Origin of the sequence: Paenibacillus sp. Y412MC10 (assembly GCF_000024685.1) — a bacterium.
GTDB lineage: Bacteria > Bacillota > Bacilli > Paenibacillales > Paenibacillaceae > Paenibacillus_AQ > Paenibacillus_AQ lautus_A.
In genome coordinates, this window is the sequence record NC_013406.1 from 1548454 (window position 1) to 1566046 (window position 17593).

The following is a 17593-nucleotide window of genomic DNA, read 5'->3' on the forward strand; positions in this document are numbered from 1 at the left end:
ATTAAGCATAAGAGCTGCCGGAAGACAGCAAGGAGATTAAATAGTTGATTGGCGCGGTAATATGTTTGTTTTTGGATAAGAGAATCTGCGAATAGAAGGGCTGTATGGGTCCTTGTTTGATCGAAAAGCCCGAAAGTGAATTGTGCTGCAACTGTTCGGCCGCTGCAATCCTCGGAATCATGGCAATTCCCATCCCATAGATTACACATTGCTTGATCCCCTCAATGCTTCCCATTTCCGATACCGTTTCATAAGTCACGCCATTGTCGTTCATGGACCTCTCCAACGCTTCCCTGTAAGTACACCCTTTTTCCGTGAAAATAAACGAGCTGTTGTGCAACTCATGAATCGATACATCGTTTCTTCCGCTTAATGGGTGATCCTTCGGGCATATGAATACGAAATCCTCGTGCCGGATCGGCAAGGAACGCAGATCAGGTGCCGTGATGGGCGTGTTCAGAACGATGGCTAGATCGATTTCCCCGTTCTTCAGCTTACTGATATTTTTATCGTCTGATGTCGGGAAGAAGGTTACGTTGAGCTTGGGATATTTTTTACGGAACATTTGGAAGTAGGGCGGCAGCAGGAAAGCGGCGAGAGTCTCCGTCGTCCCGATCGTTACGTCCACAACCGCATCAGGGATAAACAGATTCTCCGCTCCAAGGTAGCCATCTACGATTTTGTCCGCATAACCCAGTAGTCGAAGTCCTTGCTCCGTAAGCTTGAGCTTGTTGCTGTGTCGCTCAAACAGCTTGGTTCCAAAATGGTTCTCGAGCTTCTTGATTTGAACGCTGACGGTGGGCTGGGCATAGTTCAGCTGTTCAGCAGCCTTGGTCAGGCTTTGGCAGCGGGCGGCTTCCCGGAAGGTGATGAAATACTGGATGTCCATATTATTCCTCCGCACGTTGAGATATTAATAATCGTAATAGACTCTATTACGTTCCTTAGAGATAAGTCCCGGTTAGCTTATGGTATATTATTATATAATTCCAAGCGGAATACTAGTGTTTATACAAAAAATTATCGTTCATCAAGGAGTGGAGTCGAGGTATGAGATCAATAAACAGATGGATCGGCAAGGGACTGCTGATCGGTTTCATTGCTGTACTTGCCGCTTGCGGCAGTAGTCCGGAATCGGGCAACGGGCCGGCGGCAGACCCTGGATCAGAACCGGCAAATCCGGTATCGGGCGGTACGCTGAATGTGGCGTATCCCGCAAATCCGGCAACGCTGGACCCCCATTTAACGACCAACCAGGCGACAAGGGACGTGTCGCGAAACATTTACGAGCAGCTGCTCACACTCAACAAAAACTATGAAGTCGTGCCTCAGTTAGCTGAATCGCTCGATATCAGCGATGATGGCAAAACCTACACGTTCCATCTGCGTCAAGGGGTTCCTTTTCACAATGGCAAGGAGATGAAGGCTGAGGATGTGGTGGCTTCCATGGACAAGTGGCTGTCGACGTCGACGCAGGGGCAAGCCAATCTGCAAGGTGCGAAGTTCAAGGAGGTGGACCCCTATACCGTTGAACTGACGCTGGAGCGCCCCTCATTAGTAGGTTCGTACATTCTGGCTGACACGGCACCGTTCCCGGGAATTATGCCGAAGGAGGTCATTGAATCGGCTGCTGCGGAGGGCATCAAGGAGTATATTGGGACAGGTCCTTACAAGCTGGAGGAGTGGAAGACCGACCAATACGTGCATTTGACGAAGTTTGCGGATTATGCAGCGCAAGCGCAAGAATCCAGCGGACTTAGCGGGAAGAAAAATGCCTATTTGGACGAAATCTATTTTCGTTACGTGACCGATGAATCGACGCGCGTAGCTGGAATCATGACGGGTGAGTACGATGTCGCCTTCGGCATTCCTTTCGATAATGCCAACCAGATCGACGCAACTGACGGGGTTAGCAATTACTTCAGTGAGGGTGGAATCGTAACCTACGTATTTAATAAAAAAGCCGGTCCATTCGCGGATCAGAAGTTAAGGCAGGCGTTCAATACTGCGCTGAGCTATGACGAAGCTCTTACCGCCGCCTATAGTGACAATCGCTTCTATGAGCTCGATTCCTCCCTGGCCTTGACTTCCCAAACCGATTGGTACAGTCAAGCCGGCTCAGATCGATACAATGTGAACGATCTGGAAAAAGCCAAGCAGCTTGTGGCCGAGTCCGGTTATAACGGCGAGAAGGTCGTTATACTGACGACGCGCGACTATCCGGAGCAATACAATTTGGCCGTTGTAGCGCAGGATGTTCTGAAATCCATCGGCGTGAATGCGGAACTGGACGTATACGATTGGCCGACCGTGCAGGAACGTCGTACAGATGAGCACAATTTCGACCTGTTTGCTATGACGTTTGCGACGCGTGCGACCATTCACCAGTATCCATTCCTTGAATCCAGTGCCAATTATCCGGGATGGTCCAACAGCGCTGAACTCGACGATTTACTGGCTCAAATTCAGGCAGCTCCTTCCATTGAAGAGGCTAAACCATTGGTGGATCAGCTGAATGAAGTCAATTGGGACTACCTGCCGATTATTAAGCTGGGGAATATACAGAATCTGATTGCAGTCCGCGATAACGTGAAAGGATTCGAGGATTTGATCGGTCCCATCCTGTGGAATGTAACGCTTGAAAAATAAATGTACGGCGGTCTGGGGCTGATGAAGCATCACGGAATCGCCATCATCGTTCATGCGGGTTTGGATGCGAGGGCGGTCTGCTCCTTCTGAGACAGGCCGCTTACTTGTATGAGGGAAGTTCTCGACACTGAAGGAGTGCCATCATGACCAAGTATATTGTTCAGCGAATATTGTCACTGATCCCCATATTGTTAGTTGTGGCCGTTGTCGTATTTATGCTGATCCATCTGACGCCAGGTGATCCGGCAAGCGTGATCCTAGGGGATGAGGCCAGTGAAGAAGCCGTTGCTCAGCTGAGAGCCCAGCTTGGGCTGGATCTCCCGTTATATCAGCAGTTCATATCCTGGTTCGGGGGTGTGGTAACAGGAGATCTGGGTGAGTCCATTTTCATGGATATGAGCGTTGCTGAGGCGTTCTTTAGCAGAGTTCCTCCTACGCTGTCACTTGCCATTCTGGCTCAGATTTTCGCCGTGATCATTGCGCTGTTTCTGGGTATTATTGCCGCCCGCAAAAGAGGCACGCTGGCAGACCAAGCCGTCATGGGGTTCTCGCTGCTCGGCATTTCGGTACCCAGCTTTCTGCTCGGGTTATTCCTGATCCTGTTCTTTGCCGTAAAGCTGCAATGGCTGCCCGTAGCGGGATATCAGCCGCTGAGCAGCGGGCTATGGAACCATCTTCGTTATTTGCTGCTCCCCGCGATTGCCCTGGGTGCGATGCAGGCTGCATTAATTGCGAGAATGACGCGCTCATCGATAATTGAGGTGCTCAGCGAGCAGTACATTAAAACCGCAAGGGCAAAGGGACTTAAAGAGAGAATCGTCGTCTATAAACATGCGCTTAAAAATGCGTTCATTCCGATTCTTACCGTAATTGGGGAGACGTTCGGCACCTTGATTACCGGGGCCTCGGTTATTGAAACGGTATTCAACGTTCCCGGCATCGGGCAGCTTATTATCCGTTCCATCGAACGCCGGGATTTCGCCGTCATTCAAGGCAGTATCCTGCTCATCACTGTAACGTACGTGCTGCTGAATTTGCTAATAGATTTGCTGTACGGTCTCCTTGATCCCCGAGTCAAGTTGAATCGTCGATAGGAAGGAGTGAAGATGATGTCTGAAGTGAAGCTTGCCGCTTCAGCGGCTACGCCGAAGCCGGGAGCGCTGAAGTGGCGGCGTTATATATCAAGCCCACTCCTGATGACGGGCACCATTTTGGTGGCCTTGGTGTCATTAGCCGCGCTTCTTGCACCGTGGATTGCTTCCCATGATCCCTATGCGCTGGAGGCGATGAATCGGCTAAAGGCCCCGAGTGCAGAGCATATTTTCGGAACGGACAATTTTGGCCGGGATGTGTTCTCCCGGGTACTGTATGGCATGCGTGTATCTTTGCTGGTAGGAGCCGCAGTCACGCTGATCGCTGGATTGATTGGTCTCGTTGTGGGTTTGCTGTCTGCTTATTACGTCCTATGCGATCATATTCTGATGCGAATATGCGACGGACTCTATGCGTTCCCGTCCATTCTGCTGGCCATTTCGATTGTAGCGATCATGGGGCCGCGGACGAGTAATGTCATCATTGCGCTGTCCATCGTGTATATTCCATCCATTGCGCGCATCGTGAGGTCGGCTGCGCTGGTCATCAAGGAGAAGACGTATATTGAGGGACTGCGTGCACAAGGTGCAGGTCCTGTCCGGATTATTGGTCTGCATATTTTACCGAATGTGTTGTCCCCGTTAATCATACAGGCCTCCTTTATCTTCGCGGTATCCATCTTGACGGAAGCGTCCTTGAGTTTCCTAGGGGCAGGCATTCCTGCACCGGCTCCCAGTCTTGGAAACCTGCTGTTGGATGGGAAGAACGTGATCTTTAACGCCTGGTGGATGACGGTTTTTCCCGGAATTTGTATCATACTGATGATCCTGGGCTTGAATCTGATGGGAGACGGTCTGCGCGATCTTCTAGATCCGAAGATGAAGAAAAAACATGCATTTCGCAAAAAACAGACGCAAGGCATCGATAGGAGTGAACTTAAGTGAGCCAAACTCCTTTATTGGAAGTGAAGAACTTGATCACTACCTTCGCGACAGACGACGGTACGGTCAATGCCGTGGATGGGGTGTCATTTCAAGTTTACCCGGAGGAAACGGTAGGCATTGTCGGGGAATCCGGATGCGGAAAGAGTGTGACGGCAGAATCGATTCTGCGTTTATTCGATGAGACGACAACCCGATATGACGGAGAGATTCGGTTCGCGGGCCAGGATCTGCTTCAACTGAGCGAAGAGAAGATGCGGACTGTGCGCGGTAATGATATCTCGATCATCTTTCAGGACCCGATGTCCTCTCTGAATCCGGTGTATACGATTGGCGACCAGATTATTGAAGCGATAACCCTGCATCAGAAGGTATCGTCCCGGCAGGCCCGCGATCGGGCAGTGGAATTGCTTCGGCTGACCGGAATTTCCGATCCGCAGAAGCGTTTCCGTGCTTATCCCCACGAACTGTCCGGAGGCATGCGCCAGCGGGTGATGATTGCGTTAGCCTTGTCCTGTGAGCCGAGGCTTCTGATTGCAGATGAGCCGACCACAGCGCTGGATGTCACGATTCAAGCTCAGATTCTGGAGCTGATGAACGAGTTGAAGGCCAGGCTTCGGATGGGTATTATGCTCATCACCCATGATCTGTCGGTCGTGGCACAGATGTGTTCGCGGGTGATCGTGATGTATTTGGGAGAGGTTATCGAAGAGACCGATGTGGTGACGCTGTTTGATCATCCGCTTCACCCCTACACCATGGGACTGCTGCAATCGGTGCCAAACATGGAAGGGCAGCGTAAAGAGAAGCTGTATGAGATTAAGGGCTCGGTTCCGGCGATGCAGGATGTGGCGCATTGCTGCCGGTTTGCCCCAAGATGTCCGTTTGCCACGGATGTATGCAGATCAGAGCCGCCCATACTGGAAGAAGCAGCAGATGGACATCGGGTCCGCTGCTGGCATTACAAGGAAATTGCAGAAAGCAGAGGTGAAGGAGATGTCTTCAGTTACATCGGTTACGAAGCATGAGCCTCTGCTGGAGGTTAAACATTTAACGAAATATTTTGCGTTGAAGTCCGGCTCCTCGTGGAGGAAGCAGCAGGTGAAAGCGGTGGAGGATGTATCCTTCGTCATCCATGAAGGAGAAACCTACGGTCTGGTCGGAGAGTCCGGCAGCGGGAAGAGCACAACCGGCAGAACGATTATGCGATTGACCGATCCCTCCGCCGGAGAGGCGTTTTTTGACAATCAGGACATTTTTTCTTTACGATCCAAGGCGCTGCAGAATTTTCGCCGAGAAGTCCAGATGATCTTTCAGGATCCAAACTCTTCACTGGATCCGAAGAAAAGAATCGGTTACAGCGTAGCCGAGCCGATGATCATTCATGGACAAGGAACGAAGGCGGAGCGCCAGGAGCGTGTGCTGGAGCTCATGAGCCGAGTTGGATTTGCCTCGCATCATCTGGACAGGTTCCCGCATGAATTCTCCGGAGGCCAGCGGCAGCGAATCGGCATAGCCAAGGCACTCGCATTGAGTCCGAAGCTGGTGGTATGCGATGAACCGGTATCCGCGCTCGATGTGTCCATCCAATCGCAAATACTGAACCTGCTGGTGGAGCTTCAGTCGGAATTTCAACTGTCGTACCTCTTTATTGCGCACGATCTAAGCGTTGTGAGGCATATCGCGGACCGGATTGGCGTGATGTATTTGGGACATCTGGTGGAACAGGCACCTACAGACGAGCTGTTTGCGCATCCGCTGCATCCGTATACGCAGTTTCTCCTCTCCGCGATTCCGGCACCTCATCCGAAGACAAAGCGGGAGCGGATTATTCTCCAAGGGGATATTCCGTCCCCGTTGAATCCGCCTTCCGGCTGTGTATTTCATACCCGGTGTCCGTATGTGTTGGATGTCTGCAGACAAGTCAAACCCGCCAATCGGGAAACATCGACAGGGCATACGGTTCAATGCCATTTGTTCGAGGAATCCGCAAGCGGGAGTTAACGATATCGAAAGGGAAAGGGGATTGATGGCGTGACTACAGCAGACTGGAAACAGAAAGAGGCGGAAATGTTAAAAGAAATTGAGGAGATCGTGAACATCGAGAGCGGCACGTTCTTGAAATCAGGCGTGGATCTCGTAGCGTCCAGAATGGGGCGTCTGTATGAGGAGGCCGGGTTCCAGGTCACTGTACAGGCTCAGACAGAGCGAGGGAATAATCTGCTCATCACCCATCCGGAGGCCGCTAATCCGGAAATATTGATTATTGCGCACATGGATACGGTGTTTCCGGAGGGGACGGTGGCGGAGCGTCCATTCTCCAGGGATGGGAAGCGTGCTTATGGGCCGGGTGTATTCGATATGAAGGCGAGCCAGGTTACGACGCTGTATGCGATCAAGCATCTTATTGAGTCGGGCAGCAACAGCTACAAGAACCTTCGCATTATCCTCAATTCGGATGAGGAGGTCGGCTCCGTTCATTCGCGGGCGCTGATCGAAGAACAGGCCAAACTCAGCAAATACGCCCTGATTGTCGAGCCGAGCGACGAGGACGGAACGCTGGTTACGGGACGAAGAGGCGGCGGCAAATATTATTTGACGGTAAAAGGGGTAGCTGCCCATTCCGGAGCTGAACCCGAGAAAGGACGGAGCGCCATTGGCGAGCTTGCTCATAAAATCATCAAGCTTCACGCTTTGAGTGATCCAGCGGTTGGGATCAACGTCAATGTTGGCGTAATCAGCGGGGGAACTTCAAGCAATACGATCGCTCCCCATGCGAATGCTTTCATTGATGTAAGAATGAGCACGAAGGAGCAGGCGGATGAGCTGGATCGAAAAATCCGCGAGATTTGCTCCACGGTCGATATCGAGGGGACATCGCTCGAACTTACGGGTGGCATAACCCGGCCGCCGATGATCAAGAATGAGGCTTCGGAATGGCTGCTCCGCATCGTGCAGGAGGAAGCGCGTGAGCTGGGCGAGGATATCGGCGATAAAAGCGTGGGTTCCGGTTCCGATGCCAATATCACTTCGGCGGTAGGCATTGCTACCATCGATGCACTCGGACCGCGCGGCGGGAATGCCCACAGCCAAGATGAATACTTGAATATCGATACATTGGTGCCGCGTACCCGGCTGCTCGCTAATGTCATTGAGCGATTGAGCCGTGGACAGCAAGGATAAGGGAGGATGATGGGAACATGACAAAAGCATACATTATACATGAGAACGAGAGCTGGATCGTGCCGCTCCGTCAAGCGTTGGAAGAGCAGGGGGTTCCGCATGAGTTCTGGCATCTGCACGAGGGAACGCTCGATTTGGGCCAGCTGCCACCGACAGGCGTCTTTTATAACCGGATGAGTGCCTCCTCCCATTCCCGGAACCATCGGTATGCGGCGGAATATACGTCTAACGTGCTGGCATGGCTGGAGCATAACGGGCGTACGGTACTGAATAACAGCCGGGCCCTGGAACTGGAAATCAACAAAATCAAGCAGTACCTGGAGCTGCAAAAATTCGGCATCGAGACCCCGGCTACGGTGGCCGCAGTAGGGAAGGAAGCAGTCATTCAAGCGGCGAGGGAATTTCCTTACCGCTCCTTTATTACGAAACATAACCGTGCCGGCAAAGGGCTTGGCGTCTACTTGTTTGATAGTTTAGAGAGCCTGGAGACCTATGTAAACGGACCGGGCTTCGAGGAATCGGTAGATGGCGTAACCTTAATCCAGCAATACATCAAGAACGAGGATCAGTATATTACCCGCTGCGAATTCATCGACGGCAAATTCTATTATGCGGTTCGGGTAGACACTTCCGAAGGATTCCAATTGTGTCCGGCCGATGCTTGCCAGATTAGCGACCAATTCTGTCCTGTCGGCGAGGAAGCGGTTATACGGCCGAAGTTCGAAGTCATTAACGGATTCGACAGCCCGCTCATTGCCAAGTACGAGGCGTTTCTGCAGCAGAATGGCATCAGCTTTGCGGGAATTGAATTTATTACCGATTCGGCTGGCAAGACCTATACGTATGACGTGAACACCAATACGAACTACAATCCCGATGCCGAAGCGCTTGCGGATGTATCAGGCATGAAAGAAATCGCCAGAACGCTCTCGGAGTATTTGAAGCGGGAGCTTGTGCTGCGGTGAAACGGTTAACGCTAACCTGAGTTAAGGAGAAGTGCCCAGTTTCCGATAATATCAGTGAATGAATAAGCTGATAAGGATGTGGCCTTATGCGTATCGAATTCGACTATATGAACTGGAACACTGCTAAGTGGAAGAAAGTCGAACCTGCCCAAGGAAGGTTTGAAGAGATACTCCAGAAGAGCAAGAAGGAGGAGAGCCAAGGGAAGCTTGTGACGATAAGGGAAGGCAGATATTTGTGTCAGTATATCGTTCGGCCTGATGGCAGCAAAATATTGTTGAGTGAGTCGAAACAACCTGAGGAGACAGTTGTGGAAAGTGCTTCACAGCTGTTATCTAAGCCTCATTGGGGGGGGGTGAGCCTCAATACCAAGGAAGCGCTAGATTTGCTGAATCTCCAGGCAGGAGCGGCTGTTGTCAAACCTAGAACGTATTCGGGATAAGAACAAGAGATGGTAAAATATCATACTGGTAACAAATTGATACTTGCTGTATAATTCTCAGTAAGTATTGGATGAACGTGAGATTTTTCATTGTATTCAAGTCTAATTTCGTTTATTTTGAAAATAGATGTATTTACATGAAAGGATTCATGTTATAATTTCAATATAACAACTAAGTTTATAGGAATTATCGGTTAATCAGTTTGATGGCACGACCAAAATAAAACATGAATATGGATCTTCGGGGTAAGGTGAAATTCCTGACCGGCGGTGATGGTTCGTTCCTTCGCGAACGAACCCAAGCCCGCGACTCGCTGCGTTCTGTATCCAACATGAATGCAGCGACTGACTTGGTGCAATTCCAAGGCCGACGGTAAAGTCCGGATGGGAGAAGATCAAAGATGAGTTTGCCGTGAATGTAAATATTCCATTCGACGCAGGCTTATTTGATCAGCCCCCGTATACGTCGGCCATGCCGATGACGGGGGCTTTCTGCTAGTAAGACCTCCGTATTCAAGACAGGAGAGGGCAAGATGAGTAATATGAATACCGGGATCAAGGTGAAACCTTATGGTTCCGACACACAGGCAAATCGACGTTTTAAAGGAGGGTTTTGGCTCGTTGTTTTGGGGGCCGCCCTGTGGGGCGTTGACCCGTTATTTCGGGTCATCCTGCTCAAGAATCTGACTTCGGCTCAGATCGTTTTGCTCGAACATATCATTATTTCCCTGATTGCAATCCCTGTATTGTGGAAGAACCGGGAGGAACTAAAAGGCCTTGGCTGGAATCATGTCGGCGCGCTGCTGTTTATATCCTGGGGCGGATCGGCACTGGCAACCGTATTGTTCACGATGGGACTGTCGAGCGGCAATCTGAATGCCGTCCTGCTGCTGCAGAAGCTGCAGCCGCTGTTTGCCATCATTCTGGCCAGCCTGCTTCTGAAAGAGAAGCTCCCGCGCCATTTCGGGCTCCTGCTTATCATCGCTTTGGCAGGCACGTATTTGCTCACCTTCGGCTTAACCTTGCCGATCGGCCATTGGAACGAGTTTGTTCAAGTCGGAAGCCTCCTGTCCTTAGGCGCGGCAGCCTTATGGGGCGGCTCAACGGTCATGGGACGCTTGATGGTAGGCAAACTGAAGTATGAGACGGTAACCTCGCTTCGTTTCGTGCTCGCGCTGCCGCTCCTGACCGTCTTGACGTGGAGCGAGGGGGCAGCCTGGAATATGCCGGCATGGAATACCGGGGCTTTTGCCTTGGTGTCGCTCAACCTGATCGGGCAGGCACTGCTGCCGGGTCTCCTGAGCCTGCTGGTTTATTATAAAGGGTTAACCACGACCAAAGCCTCTGTGGCAACACTCGCGGAACTGAGTTTTCCCATGGTGGGCGTGCTGATCAACTGGATTGTATTCCAGCAAATCGTGACAGGGCCTCAGCTCCTTGGATTCCTGCTGATCTGGATCGTGCTGTTCATCATATCGAGACAGCAATCCGAGGCTTCTCCGCAATTGCAATAAAATCATACGTTTGTAGAAAAAGCCGATCCCGATGGGGTCGGCTTTTTTGCCATTATCCCAAGCAAAGCTACTCCAATCCGTTTGCTTGGCGAAAGGATTATTTTTTCAAAAGATGTGTAGGGTTTCCGGAATTAAAGGTGTCTTATATAGTAGCACGGGATCTGTGGCTTGGTTCTACCAAAAGAGATGATTATAAAGGGGGGGAGGATCCATGGAGGATCACACATTGCTGGATGGGCTAGCGAGGAAAGATCCGCGATGTTTTGAAACATTGGTTGACCGCTATTCACGCTACATAGCCGCGGTGGTTGCTAAGGTGGCAGGAGGGCGGTTTAATTCCTTCGATGTGGAGGAGATCACCGGGGACGTACTGGTCAAGCTGTGGACAGACGGGACAAAAATCATGCTGCGCGGAGATAGTCTCAAGCCTTATCTGGCCATAGCCGCGCGTAATCATACCTTGAATGCCCTGCGAAAGAGGCAGCGGGTCATTGAATCCGAATTGGAAGATGACGCCGTTTCTTGTCCCTCTGCGGAGGCGCTGGCTATTCTACGGCAGGAGAAGGAAACGATAAGCGGCATGGTACAGGGGATGGGCGAACCGGATCGCGAAATATTCATCCGCAGGTACTTTTATTTAGAGAAAGTCCGCGATATTGCTAGCAGGCTGAATATGCAGGAGAAAGCCGTCACCGCCCGGATCCGCCGGGCAAGGGACAAACTGCGCATACATTATGAAACCGAGAATCCGTAGGATTTCTATAAAGACCGTGTCTATAGGAGTGAAGCTTCAAATCGATGGCGAAAGGGGATGGATGCAAGTGAAGCGGCGAATTGTAGATATCATGGCCAATATCGACAATCAGGAGCTGGACAATCTCCTCCTTACGGAGGAAGAAGAACGCGAGTTAACGCAGCAGATCAGTATGGAACGGATCAAGAACCGGGCGATGAACCGTATTCAAGAGGAGGAAACGATGGTGTTTAAAAACAGGAAAGTGAAAAAATACAAAGCCAGTATCGTTATCGCTGCCGCGATGATCATGATACTTAGCACGACCGCTTTTGCGAGCCAATACATGGATAGCTTGAAGCAGTTCTTCGGTCAATCCGCGTCCATTGCGGAAGACGAACGGTCACCTATACAAGGGACGGATACAGCGTCCGGGGTAACCATGAATGTTGAAGAAGGGGTTTATGTCGGCAACAGCGGTTATTTGGTGGTCAGTTTCATGAAACAGGACGGCATGCCATTCCCCGAGGGTGCTTCGATCCCCCTACTTGAACTGAAAACGGAGCAGAGTGTGAATTATATGGTGGGGCAGCAGCTTCTTGACGACAACAAAAAGCTTGTCGGCGTGTTTGAGATGGATGCGATGAATGACCTCGAGGGACTGAAGGCACGGATCACAGCCGATCGAATCATGTCAGCGGACAACGCCCAAGCCGTTGAAGGCCCTTGGAATGTGCAATTCACCATTTCTCCGGGCAAGCAAAGAGAACAGAGTTTGAATCTGGCAATTGATGAGGGTAAGGAAGCACTGTCTCTCCACACCATTAGTGTTTCATCCATCGGTGTAGCCATCGAAGGCAAGCGTACCGACGGTGAGCTGGATAAACTGCCGGACTATACGCCGGAGGTTAAGGTCATCGCCGCGGACGGATCGGAATTGAAGCTTCACGCCAGCTCGACAAGCACCACGAAGAGCGGATTTCAGTGGCTGTATAATCTGGACAGCAAGAATAACCTCGTATTTCTGGGGGATATGGACATCAAAAGCGTCAGCATTGACGGCAACGTGACGGAGCTGAAATAAATATAAAGCCGGCATGGGGAAACCATAAAGGGGCAGAAGCGAAGGCTTCTGCCCCTTATCCATGATGAATACCTCGGGCAGCAATGGAACCCGAAAACCGTGAAGCAGCAGGCCATAGCCTGAATGCTCACGGTTTTTTTGCAGCTTGGGATCTGAATTTTATACATGAGAAAAAAATGTATTGAAATTGAAGAAAACGTCCATTACAATGAAACCAACTACCATACTAGTTATACTAGTATACAAAATTACGACTCTCTACATAAGTGAAAGCAGCAGCGGAATCTATTGAATCTAACGCTCCAAATGAGGGAGTCTATCCTTTAAGCCAAATATGTAAGCGCTTAATTGTAGAAGGGGGCTGAAAAAAAGGGTGGCGGACATCCTGCTAAACGCTGAATAGTAGCAAACGGTATACGATTTCTTACTGAAGGTTGAATGGAGATGGATGATGAAACATGGGCTTAGTCCATGAATGAAGAAGTATGAGGAACGGCCTTACGGATTGGAGTGAAGAACGTAATGGAGCCAAAAGTTGCAAATCATTCCTTGCCTGCCGCGAAAGCGGCTAAGAAGCCAGCCAAGCTTAAAACCATCGCTGCGTTGATCCGGAAGGATTGGCAGCTGTATTCTTTATTGGTTCTACCGATTATGTATCTGCTCATTTTTAAATACGGACCAATGATCGGCAACGTGATTGCCTTCAGGCGGTTTATGCCGGGGGGCAGCATCTACGGGGAAAAGTGGGTAGGACTGCACTATTTCAACATGTTTATCCATGACCCGGCGTTCTGGAACGTGTTCAAGAACACCCTGCTGCTCGGTGCGCTGTCCCTGCTCTTTACGTTCCCGGTACCCATCATCTTCGCGCTGCTGCTGAATGAGGTGAAGAGCAAGCGATTCAAGAAATTCGTCCAGACGGCTTCGTATCTCCCGCATTTTCTGTCCATCGTCATCGTTGCCGGGATGATTCTGCAATTGACGTCGGTCAACGGCTCCATTAACTCGCTCGTGGAGTTCTTTAACGGGGAACGAATCAATTTCATGCAGCGGGCCGAGTGGTTTCGGGCGATCTATATCTCGTCTGAAATCTGGCAGGGCATGGGCTGGGGCGCGATCCTGTATCTGGCCGCCTTAACGACGATTGACGAATCCCTGTACGAGGCGGCGAGGATCGACGGGGCCAACCGCTGGAAGCAAACGCTGTTTGTCACGATTCCGGGCATCCTGCCGACGATTGTGACGCTGCTGATCCTGAACATGGGGGCATTCCTGGCGGTAGGGTTCGAGAAAATATTGCTGCTCTACAATCCGGTCATTTATGAGACGGCGGACGTGATATCGACATACCTTTACCGGGTCGGTCTCGTATCGAACAACTTCAGTTACGCGACGGCCATCGGACTGTTCGAATCCGTGATCGGATTGATATTGGTCTTCTCCGTGAATGCGATCTCGCGAAGACTGACGGATCGAAGCTTATGGTAAGGAGGGAGCGCATATGAAGGAGTCAAGATCCTATAAGGTGTTCAAAGTGTGCAATGCCATCGTTCTGCTGTTCGTTGTCTTCATCACGCTGTACCCCTTCCTGAACGTGGTCGCTCAATCCTTCAGCGGCGAGTCGTACATCAACTCAGGGAAGGTGAATCTAATTCCGAGGGGCTTCAATCTCGATACCTACAAAACCGTGACCAAAGACGCCATGTTCTGGACGAATTACAAAAACACGGTCGTTTACAGCGTGGTCGGCACCGCCATATCCATGTTTTTAACAACGATTTTTGCTTACGCCCTGTCCAAAAAAAGGCTGGTCGGCCGAAAGTTCCTGACGATGTTTGCCGTGTTCACGATGTTCTTCAACGGGGGGCTGATCCCAAACTATGTGCTCATTAACAGCCTGGGCTTCAGCAACTCCATCTGGGCCATCGTGATCCCGGGAGCCATCAGCATCTATAACATGCTCATCATGAAATCCTTTTTTGAAAATATGCCGGAGGAACTGGAGGAAGCCGCGGCCATTGACGGACTGAACACGTACGGCATGCTGTTCCGGATCGTGCTGCCCTTAAGCAAAGCGGTCATCGCGACCATGGTCCTCTTCTATGCCGTCGGGCACTGGAACTCCTGGTTTCCGGCCTTCCTGTATCTGGACCAGAAGGAGCTCTTCCCGGTCACCATCTATTTGCGGAACATGATTGCGGGCGCGACGGGCGTTACTTCCGCTGGCGCTACCTCGGCCGATAACCTGACTCAGATCTCCGCCAACATTAAATCGGTGACCATGGTACTGACCATTTTGCCGATATTGACGATTTACCCGTTTGTTCAGCGATATTTCGTGACCGGCATCATGCTGGGCTCCGTCAAGCAATAGGACCATCCGTAAGGACAATTTGTTGATATCATGGGGGGAATGGGAAAATGAAAAAGAGTCGTCGATCGTTTGCAGGCAAAGCTTTATTGCTCTCGTTAATCGTTGTGATACTGGCGGCGTGTACCGACAAGACAGGCGGCAAAGAGGCCGAAATTCAGAATAAAGGCGCCATGGAAACCTACGCCGTAGGCGATGCGTTCAAGGCGACGGAGCCGTTTGAGCTGTCCATCCTCTACAGCGACCAGCCGGCGTATCCTTATAAGCAGGATTGGATGCTTTTTGCTAAACTCAAAGAAATGACAAACGTGACCTTGAAGCCGACAATCGTGCCGATGAGCGATTACAGCCAAAAGCGCAGTCTGCTGATCAGCTCCGGCGACGCGCCGCTGGTCATTCCGAAGACTTACCCTGGGGAGGAATCCGCGTTCGTGGCTTCCGGCGCGATTCTGCCGATCAGCGATTATATTGACCTGATGCCGAACTTCAAGGACAAGATCGAGAAATGGGACATGGACAGCGAACTGGAAGGGCTTCGCCAGGAGGACAAAAAATATTATGTGCTCCCGGGCCTCCATGAAGCGGTGTGGCCGGACTACACCCTGATCGTGCGCACGGATATTTTCGAGAAGCATAACATCGCGATTCCTACCACCTGGGATGAGCTGTATACGGCCATGAAGCAGCTGAAGGAGGAATATCCGGACGTTACGCCATTCTCCGACCGCTTTAAATTCAACAGTACGCTGAATATCGCCGCTACCGGCTTCGGCACCAAAGGCGGCTGGGGCTACGGCAGCGGGCTGACGTATAAGGAAGAGCAGGATGAGTTTGTATACACGGCGGCTACGGACGAATACAAGGAAATGCTGACCTACTTCCGCAAGCTGGTGGACGAAGGACTGCTGGACAAAGAGAGCTTTACCCAGGATGACGATCAGGCCGTGCAAAAATTCGTGACCGGCAAATCCTTCATCATCAACGGCAACTCCCAGACCGTGGTCCAGCACCGCACCGATATGGACAAAACGCTGGGCGAAGGCAAGTATGCCATCAGCAAAATCACGGTTCCCGGCGGACCGTCCGGCCAGCTGATGTCCGGCAGCCGACTCGAGAACGGGGTCATGATCTCATCCAAAGTGAAGGAGAGCGAGCATTTCAAAGCCATTCTGCAGTTTATCGACTGGCTCTATTACAGCGACGAAGGACAGGAATTCGCGAAGTGGGGCGTCGAAGGCGTAACGTATACGAAGGAAGGCGGCGTACGCAAGCTGATGGACGACATCAACTACAACGGACTGAATCCGAAGGGCACGAAGGATCTGCGGATCGAGCACGGCTTCTCGGGCGGCGTGTTTGCATACGGAGGCACGACCGAGCTGCTGCAATCCATGTTCAGCGAGGAAGAGCAGCAGTTCCAGAAGAGCATGAGCGAAACAAAAACGGTTGTGAAGCCGGAGCCGCCGATTCCATACTCGGTAGAAGAGCGCGAGCGAGTGACGCTTTTGAGCACGCCGCTGAAGGACTACACGGATCAGAACACGCTGAAGTTCATTCTAGGCGACCGCGATCTCGCCGAGTACGACAAGTTCGTGCAAGAGCTGAATAGCCAGGGCGTGGGGCAATACCTGGAGATTGCGAATAAAACGTATAAAAAATATAAAGAGCAACAATAACCAACGGATCGACAGGCTGCCGTTTCTTGATGGAAGGGCAGCCTGTTTTTCGGTTCGGCCGTTTGCGTTGTTCCCAAGGAGGGCATTCCAGATTGCGAGTCACCGTTCAAGACATCATCAACCGCTTAACAGAGCCCGCAGGATTTCTTGAATCCAAGGTGGACAGGGTTACGGCAGGAAGCGCCGAAGCGGTGGTCCACGGCATTGCCGTCACGTTTGCGGCATCGTATTCGGTTCTGCAGAGAGCGGTCGAAGTTGGGGCCAACCTTGTCATTACCCATGAAGGGGCGTTTTACAGCCATCAGGAGGAGGGATATGAGGGGGTGGAGGCGAGTCCTGTCTTTCAGGATAAACTCCGCTTGATGGAGTCCGGGGATCTGACGATTTACCGGTTCCATGATGCGCCTCACCGATACGTTCCCGATATCATGACGCAAGGACTGGTTCAGGCGCTGGATTGGGAAGTTTATGTCGATAAGCATCTTAAGGCAGCGGCCATTGTCACGCTGCCGGAAGAGATGAGCCTGCCGGATATTGCGGAGCATGTAAAAAGAAAGCTGAATCTTCCTTACCTTCGTTATGTCGGTAATCGAAGCAGCATATGCTCCAGAATCGGCATAACCGTGGGCTATCGCGGCGGCGGCGCGCATGCCATTCCCCTCTGCCTGAAGGAGTCGCTGGATCTTCTCATCGCAGGGGAAGGTCCGGAATGGGAGACGCCTGAATACATGGGCGATGCGGCGGCGCAGGGCAGGGGCCCGTCCCTGCTTCTGCTTGGCCATGCTGCCAGCGAGGAGCCCGGCATGGCCTGCGTGGCCGATAGGCTGCGGGAGTTTTTTCCGGGGATTCCTATACATTATATACCGTCCGGGCCTTTGATTCGGGTAATATAGAGGGAAGGGTAACTTTAAGCAAAGAGAACATAGAGCATTAAAGAAAGAGGTA

16 protein-coding genes and 1 riboswitch are annotated in these 17593 nt (G+C 51.3%); of the genes, 15 read left to right on the plus strand and 1 reads right to left on the minus strand.

The features are described from left to right. Position 1: 1 nt before the first annotated feature. Entirely contained in the window at positions 2-889 is an 888-nt protein-coding gene (locus GYMC10_RS06480) for a LysR family transcriptional regulator (RefSeq protein WP_012819415.1), read from the minus strand. A 161-nt stretch (positions 890-1050) separates the two neighbouring features. Here GYMC10_RS06480 and GYMC10_RS06485 point away from each other — a divergent pair, with 161 nt between their 5' ends. The 15 genes from GYMC10_RS06485 to GYMC10_RS06555 all read left to right on the plus strand — a co-directional run bounded on the left by GYMC10_RS06485 (position 1051) and on the right by GYMC10_RS06555 (position 17541). Continuing rightward, positions 1051-2649, plus strand: a complete 1599-nt coding sequence (locus tag GYMC10_RS06485) for an ABC transporter substrate-binding protein (protein WP_012819416.1) — start codon at positions 1051-1053, stop codon at positions 2647-2649. Between the two features lie 143 nt (positions 2650-2792). After that, a complete protein-coding gene (locus GYMC10_RS06490; RefSeq protein WP_012819417.1) occupies positions 2793-3743 on the plus strand; it encodes an ABC transporter permease in 951 nt (316 codons plus the stop codon). Positions 3744-3755: 12 nt separating this feature from the next. After that, positions 3756-4685 carry an ABC transporter permease gene (locus tag GYMC10_RS06495; RefSeq protein ID WP_012819418.1) on the plus strand — a complete coding sequence of 310 codons (930 nt, stop codon included), beginning with the start codon at positions 3756-3758 and terminating at the stop codon, positions 4683-4685. Next, complete coding sequence (locus tag GYMC10_RS06500) at positions 4682-5710, plus strand: ABC transporter ATP-binding protein (protein WP_012819419.1); 1029 nt, start codon at positions 4682-4684, stop codon at positions 5708-5710. The genes GYMC10_RS06495 and GYMC10_RS06500 overlap by 4 nt, the downstream gene beginning before the upstream one ends. Further along, positions 5679-6686 carry an ABC transporter ATP-binding protein gene (locus GYMC10_RS06505; RefSeq protein WP_015733817.1) on the plus strand — a complete coding sequence of 336 codons (1008 nt, stop codon included), beginning with the start codon at positions 5679-5681 and terminating at the stop codon, positions 6684-6686. Before GYMC10_RS06500 ends, GYMC10_RS06505 begins: the two co-directional genes overlap by 32 nt. Positions 6687-6716: 30 nt before the next feature. Further along, a complete protein-coding gene (locus GYMC10_RS06510; protein WP_015733818.1) occupies positions 6717-7865 on the plus strand; it encodes a M20 family metallopeptidase in 1149 nt (382 codons plus the stop codon). A 17-nt stretch (positions 7866-7882) separates the two neighbouring features. Then, positions 7883-8830, plus strand: coding sequence for a RimK family alpha-L-glutamate ligase (locus GYMC10_RS06515; RefSeq protein ID WP_015733819.1), 948 nt, complete (start codon positions 7883-7885; stop codon positions 8828-8830). 86 nt (positions 8831-8916) lie between these two features. Next, a complete protein-coding gene (locus tag GYMC10_RS06520) occupies positions 8917-9270 on the plus strand; it encodes a hypothetical protein (RefSeq protein ID WP_015733820.1) in 354 nt (117 codons plus the stop codon). 233 nt (positions 9271-9503) lie between these two features. Next, positions 9504-9670: riboswitch (FMN riboswitch) on the plus strand. A 142-nt stretch (positions 9671-9812) separates the two neighbouring features. Beyond that, positions 9813-10784, plus strand: a complete 972-nt coding sequence (locus GYMC10_RS06525; RefSeq protein WP_410002339.1) for a DMT family transporter — start codon at positions 9813-9815, stop codon at positions 10782-10784. 211 nt (positions 10785-10995) lie between these two features. Further along, positions 10996-11538, plus strand: a complete 543-nt coding sequence (locus tag GYMC10_RS06530; RefSeq protein ID WP_015733822.1) for an RNA polymerase sigma factor — start codon at positions 10996-10998, stop codon at positions 11536-11538. A gap of 61 nt (positions 11539-11599) precedes the next feature. Next, a complete protein-coding gene (locus tag GYMC10_RS06535; protein WP_015733823.1) occupies positions 11600-12601 on the plus strand; it encodes a DUF4179 domain-containing protein in 1002 nt (333 codons plus the stop codon). A gap of 522 nt (positions 12602-13123) precedes the next feature. Next, positions 13124-14089 (plus strand): ABC transporter permease, encoded by a 966-nt coding sequence (locus tag GYMC10_RS06540; RefSeq protein WP_015733824.1) that lies wholly within the window; start codon positions 13124-13126, stop codon positions 14087-14089. 13 nt (positions 14090-14102) lie between these two features. Further along, entirely contained in the window at positions 14103-14975 is an 873-nt protein-coding gene (locus tag GYMC10_RS06545; RefSeq protein ID WP_015733825.1) for a carbohydrate ABC transporter permease, read from the plus strand. Between the two features lie 47 nt (positions 14976-15022). After that, positions 15023-16648 (plus strand): extracellular solute-binding protein, encoded by a 1626-nt coding sequence (locus GYMC10_RS06550; RefSeq protein WP_015733826.1) that lies wholly within the window; start codon positions 15023-15025, stop codon positions 16646-16648. Between the two features lie 92 nt (positions 16649-16740). Beyond that, positions 16741-17541 (plus strand): Nif3-like dinuclear metal center hexameric protein, encoded by an 801-nt coding sequence (locus tag GYMC10_RS06555; RefSeq protein ID WP_015733827.1) that lies wholly within the window; start codon positions 16741-16743, stop codon positions 17539-17541. Positions 17542-17593: the final 52 nt, after the last annotated feature.